General features: G+C 65.2%; 9 protein-coding genes, 1 tRNA gene, 1 pseudogene and 1 riboswitch. Of the genes and pseudogenes, 4 read left to right on the top strand and 7 right to left on the bottom strand.

The genetic code is table 11. The features are described 5' to 3' along the window. Positions 1-229 precede the first annotated feature (229 nt). From ACFMO3_RS01055 to ACFMO3_RS01045, 3 genes are all read left to right on the top strand, one after another. Complete coding sequence (locus ACFMO3_RS01055) at positions 230-1,174, top strand: hypothetical protein (protein ID WP_376788576.1); 945 nt, start codon at positions 230-232, stop codon at positions 1,172-1,174. A gap of 333 nt (positions 1,175-1,507) precedes the next feature. After that, positions 1,508-2,278: a Crp/Fnr family transcriptional regulator gene (locus tag ACFMO3_RS01050; RefSeq protein WP_376788575.1), complete on the top strand. Its 771-nt coding sequence runs from the start codon at positions 1,508-1,510 to the stop codon at positions 2,276-2,278. Positions 2,279-2,305: 27 nt separating this feature from the next. Then, complete coding sequence (locus tag ACFMO3_RS01045; RefSeq protein ID WP_376788574.1) at positions 2,306-2,506, top strand: DUF1858 domain-containing protein; 201 nt, start codon at positions 2,306-2,308, stop codon at positions 2,504-2,506. 155 nt (positions 2,507-2,661) lie between these two features. Here the strand turns inward: ACFMO3_RS01045 and ACFMO3_RS01040 are convergent. Continuing rightward, positions 2,662-2,744 (bottom strand) — tRNA-Leu (locus ACFMO3_RS01040). Between the two features lie 7 nt (positions 2,745-2,751). On the opposite strand from ACFMO3_RS01040, the pseudogene ACFMO3_RS01035 reads away from it, so the two are divergent. Continuing rightward, positions 2,752-3,015, top strand: a pseudogene (locus ACFMO3_RS01035) (LLM class flavin-dependent oxidoreductase); the annotation flags it as partial. Between the two features lie 289 nt (positions 3,016-3,304). Here the strand turns inward: ACFMO3_RS01035 and ACFMO3_RS01030 are convergent. The 6 genes from ACFMO3_RS01030 to aceA form a co-directional block, all read right to left on the bottom strand. Continuing rightward, positions 3,305-3,637 carry a hypothetical protein gene (locus tag ACFMO3_RS01030; protein WP_376788573.1) on the bottom strand — a complete coding sequence of 111 codons (333 nt, stop codon included), beginning with the start codon at positions 3,635-3,637 and terminating at the stop codon, positions 3,305-3,307. 22 nt (positions 3,638-3,659) lie between these two features. After that, positions 3,660-4,148, bottom strand: a complete 489-nt coding sequence (locus ACFMO3_RS01025) for a hypothetical protein (RefSeq protein ID WP_376788572.1) — start codon at positions 4,146-4,148, stop codon at positions 3,660-3,662. Between the two features lie 330 nt (positions 4,149-4,478). Beyond that, positions 4,479-7,211, bottom strand: a complete 2,733-nt coding sequence (locus tag ACFMO3_RS01020) for a GAF domain-containing protein (protein ID WP_376788571.1) — start codon at positions 7,209-7,211, stop codon at positions 4,479-4,481. 557 nt (positions 7,212-7,768) lie between these two features. Then, positions 7,769-8,764 (bottom strand): ribonucleotide-diphosphate reductase subunit beta, encoded by a 996-nt coding sequence (locus ACFMO3_RS01015; protein WP_376788570.1) that lies wholly within the window; start codon positions 8,762-8,764, stop codon positions 7,769-7,771. 55 nt (positions 8,765-8,819) lie between these two features. After that, the gene (locus ACFMO3_RS01010; RefSeq protein ID WP_376788569.1) at positions 8,820-11,198 is read right to left on the bottom strand and encodes a ribonucleoside-diphosphate reductase subunit alpha; all 2,379 of its coding nucleotides are present in this window, start codon (positions 11,196-11,198) and stop codon (positions 8,820-8,822) included. 106 nt (positions 11,199-11,304) lie between these two features. Next, positions 11,305-11,522: riboswitch (cobalamin riboswitch) on the bottom strand. 118 nt (positions 11,523-11,640) lie between these two features. Beyond that, entirely contained in the window at positions 11,641-12,933 is a 1,293-nt protein-coding gene (gene aceA, locus ACFMO3_RS01005; protein ID WP_376788568.1) for an isocitrate lyase, read from the bottom strand. Between the last annotated feature and the right edge of the window lie 4 nt (positions 12,934-12,937).

Here is a 12,937-nt window from a genome sequence, read left to right as displayed (position 1 = left end):
ATCAAAGAAAGTGCAGCGGATTGCTGCAGAATCGAGAGAGGCTCGGCGGGCGGAAGGGGATGCGTGATCCACCGAAGGCAGGAGGATCTCCATGCCTTTGCGGATGCGGTTTCCGCTCATGTGGATGGGGATTCTGACGTTGCTCGCGGGGTTGTGAGCGGGCTGGATTCGGATCGGGTGGGAGCTTCCCCGGCCCAACCCAAGCTGGCCGGGGGCCCATGGCGCGCTAATGATCTCCGGTTTCCTGGGCACTCTCATCACCCTCGAGCGGGCGGTCCTCGGCCCCCGCTGGTCCTGGGCCGCGCCGATCCTGGCGGCCCTGGGAAGTCTCACGTTGCTCCTGATGCCGCCGACGGATCTGAGCGCCGGCCTGTTCCTGAGCAGCGCGGCCGTGCTGACGGCCTTCTTCATCCATGCGGCCCGACAGCACGCGGATCCATCCATCGGGGTCTTGGGGCTGGGGGCCGCTATGTGGGGACTCGGCCAGCTGATCTGGCTGGGGAGCGATTCGCTGTCGAAGGCGGCGCCGTGGTGGACCGCGTTTCTGGTGCTGACCGTGGTGGGGGAACGGCTGGAGCTCGCGCGGGTGATCCCGCGGGGGCGAGAGGCCGCTGGGCCCTTCTGGGGGGGCGTGGCCATGGTCTTTCTGGGGCCGATCTTGGGGCTGGCCCTCCCGGCATGGGGCCGGCGGATCCTGGGGTTGGGCTGGCTGGCCTTGGCCACCTGGCTGGCCCGGTATGACATCGCCCGCCACACCGTGCGTCAACACGGACAGGTGCGTTATATCGCGATTTGCATGCTTGCGGGCTACGTCTGGTTGGGGATCGGCGGGGTGCTGGAATGGCTCCCCGGTGAGGCCCTTGCCGGGCCGCTCCGCGATGCCCAGTTGCACGCGGTGCTGGTCGGGTTCGTGTTCTCCATGATCTTTGGCCATGCCCTGATCATCTTCCCCTCTATCCTGCGGATCCACCTTCTTTTCTCGCGTTTACTTTACTTTCCTCTTTTCTTCCTTCATTTCTCCCTAATCGTTCGTCTGATCGGAGATCTGGGGGGAATCTTCGAGGTTCGACGGTGGGGCGGTTTGCTGAACGGCGTGGCGATCCTGCTGTTCCTGCTCTTGATGGCCCGGGCGATCCGGGCAGGGCGAAGGGCTCCGGCTCCGGGCATCGATTGATCCGTCGGGGAGGCTTTTCACGGGCATGGGGCGCGGAAGACGCGCCCCATGGGTTTTCCATGGCCTCCAGTGACCTGTTTGGCCTCTCAGACCTCCGGGGAACATGCAGGAAGGCGGATGGCCCATATCGGATCCCCGGCCGGGGATGATAAACTTGTCATCGTCCCGTCGTGATGCGTTTTCGGGTTGGGCTTTGGCGAGGATGGGGCCATTGTCCTCATTCCGGCCGAACCCATCCTCACCACTCCTAAGCGGGGCAACCCCCCTGAGGGAATCCCGAGTCCTCAGAGGGGGGAAATGTTGGGACGAACGACGCGATGGAGGGGCACCGCGATGGGCAGGGGAAAGCCGGGGACCGCGGAATCCCGGATCCTGGAGACGCTCTGTGCGCATCCGCTCTTCCGAGAGGTTCCGACGGATGATCTCAGGGGGCTGATCCGCGATGGGGTGTGGCGGATATGGCCCACCGGACACTTCCTCTTCCTGGCGGGCGATCCGGCAGAAGGCCTCTATATGCTGCTGGAAGGATATGTGAAGATCACCCAGACTGATGCGGCGGGGCAGGAGGTGGTCGTTCAGATGGTGGGCCCCGGGGAGCCTCTGGGTTTGATCGCGCTCTTTGCGGACCAGCCCTATCCGGCCTCCGCTCAGACCATGACTCCCTGCCAGACCCTGTGGATCCCTGCAGCGGCCTTTCGGGAATTCCTTCTCCGTCATCCCGGGGTGGCTCTGCGGCTTTTGCGCCTTCTAGCCGAGCGGCTTCATGAGGCGCATCGCCGGCTGTTGGAGGTAAGCGTCCTCCGGGTGGAGCGCCGGCTGGCCCGGGTGCTCGTGCGGCTGGCCGCCCGGCTGGGGCGGCGGACGGAGGAGGGGATCGAGCTGGTGTTGCCCCTGAGCCGGGAGGAGCTGGCGGAGCTCTGTGGGACTCGCCTGCACACCGTGAGTCGGCTCTTGAACCGCTGGCAACGGGCGGGCTGGGTGCGGTTGGGGCGACGCCGGATCGTGCTGCGGGAACCCCACGCGCTGGTCGCCCTGGCCGAGGAGCTGGAGCCTCTCTCCTTGTCCGGGCGCAAAGTGGGGAGTAAGGAAGGCTGCCGATCATGAGAGGGAGAGCGCTTTCATGGAGGGCTGATGATCCGGGGGGACTGGTCGATCGAAGAGCTGATGGAACGCTATCCCCGATCCCGGGAGGTTCTGATTCGCTGGGGGATGTGGTGCCCGGTGTGCGTCCTGGCAGGTTTGGAGACACTGGCCGATGCGGCGCGCGTATATGGCGTGGAGATCGAGCGGCTGATTCGGGAGATCGAGACCGAGGCTTCGGCTTCCTCTTAGCGGAGCCTTGCGGTTTCGAACACGGGTGGCGCAGCGGGGGGCTTGCGAGGAACCTGGCTGAGCTGATCGCCATCCCGGAACGGATTTCGCTTCCTTTTCCCGTTCCCGAAGCCCTTCAGACCTCAGACAGGAGGGCCCAGCCTCTCTGCAGGTAGTGGGCCGGGCGGGATTCGAACCCGCACGGGTCTTCCCCACGTGGTCCTAAGCCACGCGCGTCTGCCTGTTCCGCCACCGGCCCCTCTTTTATTATATCCCGGTGTCCTCCGTCTTCGGGCAGCCACTCGAGGCGTTTTGAACGTCTTCCGCATCTAGGCCAGAGGCGGGATGAGAAAACAGGGCACAATCCAATAGCTGCTCTAGCGGATAGCACTTCCCGGGTTCGGATCGGCTGCCTCGCACTGATCCATGGGCTGAGGCCAGCGGAGCTCTTGGCGGCCCAGCTGGCAACGGTAGATGCTCTTTCGGCGGGCCGATTGGAAGTAGGCCTGGGTGCCGGCGATCCGTTTGCAGGCCAGGATTTCAAGGCCTTGGGGCTTTCCTTTCCTCGTGCGCAGTGGCGGAGCATGAAGCTGCTCCTGCCCCAACCTGGCGGGGAAGGCCCCGCGGGAGAAGGCCAGGCTGGGCCAGGAGTTTCCGAAGGGATGACGATTCGAACCCATCCGGGGGGCGGCGATCTGGGGGCCGGAGCGGATTCCGGCCCCCAGATTGTTTTCGGGCCTGCGGGCCCACGCCCGTCGGATCTCCCTGGCAGAGAAGAGCGGCTCGGGAGCTCCCCGTTCCCCGGGTTCCCCACCTGGCTTATTCCGCGAACAGCTCCCAGAAAGGTGGGAACATCAGCAGAAGCCCCAGGCCGATCAGGACCAGGGCGATCCCGAAAATCCGCGGGAAGGGAAGCTCCCGATCTTTCCACAAGCGGTGGAGGATGGCCCAGGCGATCAGCCAGATCAGGACAGCCAGGGTGGTCTTCCCGCTGAGAGGCCCGGCCGGCGGATACCACTTCAGGGCGTTCGCGAAGCCTTCGCTGGCCTCCGCCAGGGTGGTGTTCAGCCCAAGCACGAAGGTGCCGATGCCGGCCGCCAGAACCGCTGCGGCGGCGACGCCGCTGGGAACCCGCTGGGTCGACGCCATCATCTTGCCCTCCTTGTCCCGGGGATTACCGAATGGGAGCCGCCTTGGTGATGAGGGCTCCGAAAAGCCCCGCTACTGCCGCTGTTGCAAAGGCCAGGGTGAACAGCACGATCAGAGCCCGCCGGATCCGGTCCTCATGGGCGAGGTGGGGACCATAGCGGGCGACTAAATAGGCGACCGCCGTGGCCAGGATGGGGGCCACCCACGCGATGTGCTCTTTCCATTCCATTCCGAAGGTGTGCCAGAGCCGAAGCTCCGGGCGGCTAAGGAGATAGGCTCGAGGATACAGCGAGAGATCCGCTCCCTCCGGGGGCTTTGCTCGATACCATGGATACACGATATAGGTGCCGGTGAGGACGGTGAGCCAGGCCACTAAAGCCATGATCCAGGTCCCGGCCATCAGGCGCCGCAATCGCTCCTGAATGCCGGCGGTGGTCACCAGATCCGCCCGGAAGCTCCAGAGCCCGGCCAGACCGCCTGTGAAGGCCACGAGGAAAAGCGCCCCCAGGATCATGCCATTCCCGAGAAGTGGGTGGGAAGCCCTTTTGCAATTTCGGGATCGCCGGGTTCCAGAGGCCGGGGCGGTTCCCCATGGAGGGGCCATGCAAATGCAGACTCCCGTCCTGATTGAGTAGAAGGCCGAACAGGTGATCCGGGGGAAGCTCTGCGCTCCGCTCAGGCCGGCGTTGGGCGATGCAGGGTGATCGCGGGCGAGGCCGGGATTGGCAAGACGCGCCTGCTGCAGGATCTCCGCCGCTGGGTCGAGAGGATGGGCTTCTATCCGCTGTGGGGGGACATGCAGGGAGCCGGATCGCTATCGGTTGCAATGGCCCCTTGCGCGGCTTTATGATGCAGGCTGGACCCGGGGCAGGGTGAGGAGGATCTCGGTTCCCTGAGGGGAGCGAGGGCGGATGTAGAGCTTTCCGCCATGGGCTTCGACCACGGCGCGGGCGACCGCCAGGCCGATCCCCATCCCTCCAAACCGCCGCGTGGTGCCTCCCTCCACCTGATAAAAGGGCTCTCCGATCCGCTCCACATTCTCCATGGGGACCCCGATTCCTTCGTCCCGGACCCACAAGTGCGCCTGGCTTCCTTCCACTTCCAGGGCGATCTCAATGGTCCCTCCCCGGGGCGAGAATTTCACCGCGTTGTCCAGCACCTCTCCGATCGCCCGGATTAATCCTTCCGGATCCCCGATCAGCCATACTTCTTCAGAAGGCAGGGCGGTCACGATCTGATAGCGTCCTGGATCCAGGCGGGTCTTCCAGCGGTGAAGGATCTCCTTCAACAGCTGTTTCAAATCCAGCGGGATGCGGGCCAGCTCCCCCGCGCGGGTCACTTGCAGGGTGAGCAGCAGTTCCACATACCGATGCAGCTCCCCCAGGCGTTCCCGGCTGATGGTGATCGCTTCCAGCTGTTCCGGGTTCAGGGGGCCCAGGGCACCTTCGGCCAGCAGTTCCAGATAACCCATCGCGACCGCGAGAGGAGTGCGCAGCTCGTGGGAGACGTTCTGGATCATCTCCTCCCGAAGGCGGAGCGCCTCATGAAGGGCCCGGTTGAGGGCGGCCAGCTCCTGGGCCTGACGCTGGGTCCGCTGCAGCAGCCGGGCGCTCTGTATGCCTGTCGCCAGCAGGTCCGCAAGGCTCTGGAGAAGCTCCCGAGTCTCCGCATCGAACGTCTGGGGCGTCCGCCAGATCACATGCAACACCCCCACCCGTTCGGATCCTCGCCATAGGGGGAGCGCCGCGTGGCTCCGAATCCTTTCCCGTTCGATGATCTGCCGAGTAGCGGGAGGATACGGATAGCGCGCACAATCCTCCACCCATAAAGGCTCGCCTCGCATGGCCACCCAGCTGGTGATGGTTTCTTCATCTCCTCGGGTGGAGATCCGGATTGCCGGGATGGCAGTGAAACCGCGTTCCACCACGACGCGGAGCTGGTCGGGATCTTCCTCATCCATCACGTAGATGTTGGCCCCATCAGCCGGAAGGTGGGTCAGGATCTCCTCCACGGCTTGGCCCAGAAGGGTGGGGAGATCCTGGAGCTGGGCCAGCGCCCGCGCCGTCTGGTAGAGCACGTGAAGACGGGTGGTCTGGGCCCGAAGGGACTGGAGCAGCTGCAGCCGCTCGGCGACCGCCCCCAGCTCTTGCCCCACGGCCTCAAGCAGAGCGATCTCTTCCGGCTGCCAGATCCGCGGCTCCCGAGCGGCCAGGCTGAGCCCGCCCACCCGTTGCGCGCCGCGGAGGAGCGGGACGGTGAGGGAGGATCGGATCTCAAACCGGGCCATGGCGTTTCGCATGGCTTGCAAAGGGTGATCGGGGGGCAAGGCAGCCCAATCGGGGACGGCCAGGGGCGCCTGGGGCTCCAGCCCTGCCTGGCGGGCGATCGCCGCGCTGTGGAGACCGAATTCCTCCGGCAGGCCATGGAGAATGGCTTGCCCTGCCAGCCAGATGGCGCCGATTGGGACGTTCAGAAGGGCGCGCAAGCGGCTCAAAACCCGATCCATCAGGGCACCCAGATCCTGGGCCTCGGTGGCTTCTCGAAGGATCCCATGGAGGGTCTCCAAATGGGCGGCTCGTCGCTGGGCGGCGTCCAGCAGGCGAGCTCGCTCAATCGCCCCGGCCACCTGGGCGGCCACGGTCTCGGCCAGTTGGATCTCCTCGGGGGTGAAGATCCGGGGCTGTTTCACGCTGTCGATCCCTAGGGTGCCGATGACCCGATCGCCCACTACCAGGGGGATGATCAGGAGGGAGCGAATTCCCATGGCATACAGGATGGGCCGCACGGGACCCAGGAGGGGATCGCTGGCCACGTCGGCGATGGGCAGCGGTTGGCGGTTCTGAAGGATCCAGGCCATGGAGGGGTTGCCGGGGATAGGGATTGTGACCCCCAAGCCGGAGGGAGTGCCGATCGGGTTGTATTCAGCCACCACCCGGAGGTGATCGCTGGATTCTGCCATCAACGCGATAGCCCCCCGATCTCCCTCCAGCAGAACGACGAATTCCTTTGTGATGCGGTTGAGAAGTTCTCCCAAAGGAAGGGACTGATTGGCCAGCTGAGCGATGTGGCTTAGATCATGAAGCCGGCGATATTGCCGCTGGAGCCGCTCAAGGGCATGAAGATATCCCAGGATCGCACCACACAGCTGGCCTGCGAGAGTCAGCGTCTGCTGGGCGTCTCCCTTCAGTTGGAAACCCGGAGGGATCAAGAAGTTCATCACGCCATAGACATGGTCCCGAAGGCGAAGGGGGATCGTCAGGTGGGCAGCCGGCAGCCCCAGCCTTTCCAGGCGCTCGCATGGGAGCGTGGATATGGCTTCCAGGAGCTCCCCACGCAATATCATGCGCTGGCAACGGCATGGCGACCAGCGAAGGGGGGCCTGGCCTTCCGTCTTCAGCTCTGGCGATAACCCGACCGCCGCGATCAATGAGAAGGTTTCGTGATGAGGATCCTCGATCCTGGACATCCAGGCCGTGGATAGGCCCAGCGCATCCAGGACTGTGCGCAGAATGGCCTCCGGGATCGCCGAGGGATCCAGTTTGTCCACAAGCTCAATGAGGCGAGGCAACAACTCCATTTCTATCCCTCCGTGAACCCGTGCGGGGTGGAGCGTGGCGATGGAGGGCCAGAGGGGGGCCATTGTCGTGGCATTCCTATGGGGAAGGCCTGGACGAGCGGCCAGGCTTCGTCTGGATAGGGCTCAATCCAGAAGATCCGATGCGCCCCGTGACCGATAGAAGTCCGAAGGGCAAGGTCGATCCCCGCCGGAGGGGGACGATGGTTATCCCCCCCCAGGGGGGGGGGGGTATTAAGGAGGAGAAAAAAAGAGGCTTTAAAATTCGGGTCCCGTAGCCCAGGTTCCGCCCGGATTTTTGAACCAGGAACGAGCCGCTGTGCATCTTCACCGCCTCCGGCGGAACATGAACCCCCGCCAGCCCGATGGGCGGAAAGCCACCCAGAGCCGAGCAATCCAAAGCTCACGCCATTTTGGTTAATTATATTTTAACCTGCGGGCGAGTCAAAGGGGCATGCTCGTTTCGGGGTGGGTGGGCGGGCCTATGGCATGCCCACCCACCGTCCGGATCTGGAGAGATCCGCTCTCTGGCGGTGCGGCCTGGCGATAAAGAAGGGGGCTCATTCGCGGGGTCGCCCGACTTCGTAATTCACGTTGCGGGCTTCAAAGAAATTCACTTGTTCTGGGAGATCGATCTCGGCCGCCAGCCAGCGGAAGGGGTTGGGTGTGTGGAAGTGTGGGCCCAGCCCCAGCTCCTCCAGGCGCCGGTCGGCCACATAGCGCACATAGGCGTTCAGGGAACCGGCGTGGAGGCCCAGGATGGGCCGCGGCAGCAGCGCCTGATTGTAAGCCTCCTCCAGGGCCACTGCCTCCAGGATCATGCGGAGCAGCTCCTCCTCCAGCGCGGGCGTCCGCACCTCGGGGTTCTCCTGCAGGAAGGCCTGGATTAAGTGCACACCGAACGAAAGGTGAAGGCTCTCGTCCTTGAGCACCCAATCCATGATTGTCCCCAGGCCCCGCAGGCAGTTGCGACGTCGGAAGGAGAGGGCGAAGGCGAAGCCGGAATAGAAGAAGATCCCCTCCAGGATCATGAAGAATCCCACCAGGTTGCGCAGAAGCCGCTGCCGCCCCTCGATTGTGTCCAAGTCCAGATCTGGCTCCAGGATCTCCGCGGTGAGCCGGCGCTGGAAAGCAGCCTTGGCCACCACGGCCGGGTGCTCTTCCAGCGCGTTGAACACCCGTTCCCGATCCACGGGCAACGTCTTGATCAGATACTCGAAGGCCATGGCATGGTTGGCCTCTTCCCATGCCTGACGAGCGAGATAGAGGCGAACCTCGGGGGCGGTAAGATGGGGGTAGAGGGCCAGCAGCAAGTTGCTGGTGACCATGGATTCCATGGGGTTGAAGAAGCCCAGGAGGATTTCCACGGCCTGGCGTTCCTCCTCGGTGAGGCGCTCATGCCAGTCTCGGACGTCATCGTGGAGGGGGGCTTCTTCAGGAAACCAGGTGTTGCGTTTGGCTTGTTGCACATGGGCGTAAGCCCATGGGTAGCGCAAGGGGAAAAGACGCAGCGGCTCCACCGGATCGCCGCCGATCAACCCGCGCGCGGATCGCATGGGATGTCCTCCTGGAAAAGGTGGGATGGGGATGAGCGGCGGGAGCGACCGCCCTTTACTGGCAGGCCTCACAGGAGCCGTCCAGGGCGCAGGCGGACTCCGCCTGCAGCTCCGCCTCTGCGGCCTCCACCCAGCGGGGCCGTTGCACGGCCTTGTTCACCCGCACCGTCGCTGGCTCCGCCCGCATGCGGGGCATCACATAGCAGTAATAGGTCGCCTTGAGGCCTTTCCGCCAGGCCTGCAGGTAGACCGCTGCCAGATCGGCCGGGGTCTCGGAGGTGAAGTAGAGGCTGCGGCTGATGCTCATATCCACCCATTTCTGTGCCCGGGCTGTGATCTCCAGCAGGGCCTCCGGCCGGATCTGGAAAGCTGTGGGGAAGCGGCGGCGCACTGGCTCCGGGATCTCCGGGATGGCCCACGCATCCCCCTGGGTCTCTACCAGCCGTTCTCGGATCCGTTCCCACAATCCCAGGCCCTTCAGCGTCTCCACCAACGCCGGGTTGAACTCGACGAAGCGGCCGGAGAGGGTGGTCCGAACGAACAGGTTGCTGAAATAGGGGTCCAGGCTGGGGCTAGTGCCGGCGATCAAGGCGATGGTCGCCGTGGGGGCAATGGCCATCACCGCGCCGTTGCGGATCCCCTGGCGCACCGCGTCCCGGAGAGCCGCCCAGTCCAGCCGGCCCTCGCGGTTCACCTCGATCGTCCGTCCGCGCTCTCGCTCCAGGTCTCCCAGGGTATCGAAGGGCAGACGGCCTTTGGACCACTCGCTGCCGGGAAACCGCGGGAAGGGCCCGCGCTCTCGGGCCAGGGCGCAGCTGGTCCGGATGGCGTGGAAGGAAAGCTGCTCGACGAGGCGGTCGGCCCACTCAGCGGCTTCCGGGTCGTTGAACGAGAGGCCCTGGCGGTTCAGGAGCTCCGCGAACCCCATGCAACCCAACCCCACTGGTCGGTTCAGGAGGTTGCTGCGGCGGGCGCGCTCCGAGGGATACAGATTCAGATCGATCCCGTTGTCCAGGGCCCGCATAGCGATCTCGACCGTGCGAGCCAGCTCCGCCTCATCCAAGGATCCGTCGGCGTTCAGATGGCGGGCGAGGTTCACGCTGCCCAAGTTGCACACGGCGATCTCCTCCGGGCAAGTGGGCAGTGCCACCTCCGTGCACAGGTTCAGGGAATGGATGACCCCCGCGTGGCGCAGCATGCTGCGCAGGTTGCTGCTATCTTTGAAGGTGATCCACGGATGTCCGGTTTCCAGCAGGGCGGCGAGGATTCGCAGATACAGTTCGCGGGCGCGCACCTTGCGCCATGCGCGGCGAGGGATCTCGCCCCGTTCCGCCTGCGCGATGTAATCTTCGTAGCGCCTCCGGAAGGCTTCTCCGTAGAGATCGACCAGATCCCCTGCATACAGCGGGTCGAACAGATACCAGTCCGCGTCGGTCTCTACCCGCTCCATGAAGACATCCGGGATCCAAAGGGCAGTGTCCAGGGAGGGGGTGCGCTGATAGGGATCACCGGCGTTCCGGCGCAGGTCCAGGAAGGCCTCAATCTCCAGATGCCAGGGCTCCAGATACGCGGCCATGGTCCCCCGCCGCCGTCCTCCCTGGTTGATGGCGTGGATCAGGGCGTCGTAGAGATGAAGGAAGGGGATGAGCCCGCCGCTGCGGCCGTTGATCCCCCGCACAGGCGCGCCGGCGGCCCGGATACGGGTCACGGAGGCCCCGATGCCCCCCGCGTATTTGGCCAGCATCCCGAAGGTCGCCGCGGCGTCCAGGATGTGCTCCAGGCTGTCCAGCACCTCGTAGAGATAGCATGAAGCCAGCTGGTGATGAGGGGTGCCGCTGTTGAACAGGGTGGGAGTGCTGGGGAGGAAGCGCAGGGTGCTCATCCGTTCGTAAAACCGCAGGGCCCACTGCTCGCGATCCGGCTCCCGAAGGGCCAGCCCCATAGCCACCCGCATCCACATGAACTGGGGTGGCTCCAGGACTTGGCGGGTCTCCGGATCCCGGACCAGGTAGCGGTCGAAGAGGATGGCGAGTCCCACATAGGGAAGCAGGGCGTCCCGCCGGGGGTCCAGGGCTTGCGCCAGGCGGTCGAGGTCGTAGGTGAGGAGATCGGGGTGCAGGGCCCCCCGCCGCACGCCCTTGCGGATGTAAGCGGGGAAGGCGGATGCATAGTCTGGGTGGTCGGAGCCCAGTGCCTCCAGGAGGATGCGCCGGCGCATCAACGCCGCAGCTGCCCGCTCGTAGAGCGGGTCCTCCCAGATCCTCGCTGTGATCAGCAGGAGCAGCGCCTCCAAGGCCTGGGACGGATCCAGCTGGTCCACCGCGCTTTCCTGGGCTTCCAGGAGAATCGGAGCGCGAAGCGCCTCCGGCAGGCCGGTCTCCTGCAGGTAACGATGAAGCGCCGTCTGCTCCCATGAGGCCGTCGACATGATCATCGCGCCCTCCGTAGAGGAAAGGATGGCGCGGGAGAACCGCCGGCATAGGAGGTAGCGCCTCCCTAAAACGGGGAGGTTGCGTCATCGCCCTCCCGCGAGGCGATGGCCGCAGCCGAGGAGGATGGGCCGGTCTTCGGGCTTCCGGATCGTCCTACTCGCCGCGCCTTCCCAGAGGGGATCCCTCCAGTGGCGTGTCGTGCGGCCGTCAGGAGGAGGCCACACCGAAGCGGCTTTCGTCCCCGGTTACCGCTGCGGGGCAGCGCCGGTCTCTCACCGGACTTCCCGCCACCCATCCTGTGGTGAGCCGGCTTCAGCGCCTATTATATGCGGAGGCCTCCGGATGTCAAATCAGCGCGGGGTTAAGGAGGCCATGGGAGGTGGGATTGCTGGTCCGATTCGTGGGCCGCTTGGTCTCCCTTCCACACCTCCCATGGCGGGCGGATCAATGGAACTGTTCGGCTTCCGTGGAGCCGGCGAGGGCGACCGTGGCAGATGCCCCACGGGTGACCGCCAGCACCACGGCATCGAAGTAGCCGGTCCCCACCTCCCGCTGGTGGCGGACCGCCGTGTATCCCTCCGCCTCCCGGGCGAACTCGGCCTCCTGGAGACGAACGTAGGCGGACATCCCCTCCTCGCGGTAGGAGCGGGCCAGTTCGAAGGTGTGCAGGTTAAGCAGATGCCAGCCGGCCAGGGTGATGAACTGAAACTTGTAGCCCATGGCAGCCAACTCTCGCTGGAAGCGCGCGATGGTGGCGTTGTCCAGATGGCGTTTCCAATTGAAGGAAGGGGAGCAGTTGTAGGCCAGGAGCTTGCCAGGGAACGCCGCGTGGATGGCCTCCGCAAACCGCCGGGCCTCCTCCAGGTTCGGCCGGGAGGTCTCAAACCAGAGCAGATCCGCGTAGGGGGCGTAGGCCAAAGCACGGGCGATGGCGCTCTCCAACCCGCCCCGCGTGACGAAATACCCCTCTGGGGTCCGTTCCCCGGTGAGGAAAGGACGATCGCGCTCGTCGATGTCGCTGGTGAGCAGGGTGGCGCTCAACGCGTCAGTGCGGGCGATGAGAAGGGTGGGCACGTCCAGGACATCAGCGGCGAGTCGGGCGGCGTTCAGGATGCGGATGAACTGGCCGGTGGGGATCAGAACTTTCCCCCCCAGGTGGCCACATTTCTTCTCCGCCGCCAGCTGGTCCTCAAAGTGCACTCCGGCCGCTCCCGCCTCGATCATCGCCTTCATCAGCTCGAAGGCGTGAACGATCCCCCCGAACCCCGCCTCGGCGTCAGCGATAATAGGGACCAGCCAGTCGCGCTCCCGGCGCCCCTCCACCCAGTCGATCTGATCGGCTCGCAGCAGGGCGTTCTGGATACGACGGACCAGGGCGGGCACGCTGTTGACGGGGTAGAGGCTCTGGTCCGGGTAGGTCTGCCCTGCCAGATTGGCGTCGGCGGCCACCTGCCAGCCGCTCACATAAATGGCCTTCAGCCCGGCGCGGACCATCTGGACGGCCTGGGCCCCAGTGAGGGCGCCGAAGGTCGCCACATAGGGCTCCGTATGCAAAAGTTGCCAGAGCCGCTCCGCCCCGCGGCGGGCCAGGGTGTGCTCGATCCGCACGGATCCCCGCAGGCGGACGACGTCCAGGGCCGTGTAATCGCGACGGATGCCCTTCCAGCGCGGATCTGTCGCCCAGTGCCGCTCCAGCGCTTCCGCTTCCGCCCTCCACAGCGTGCCGTCGCCGCTCATCGTT

The organism is Thermoflexus sp., assembly GCF_042408815.1.
Lineage (GTDB): Bacteria > Chloroflexota > Anaerolineae > Thermoflexales > Thermoflexaceae > Thermoflexus.
This window is presented reverse-complemented; position numbering and strand designations above follow the sequence as displayed.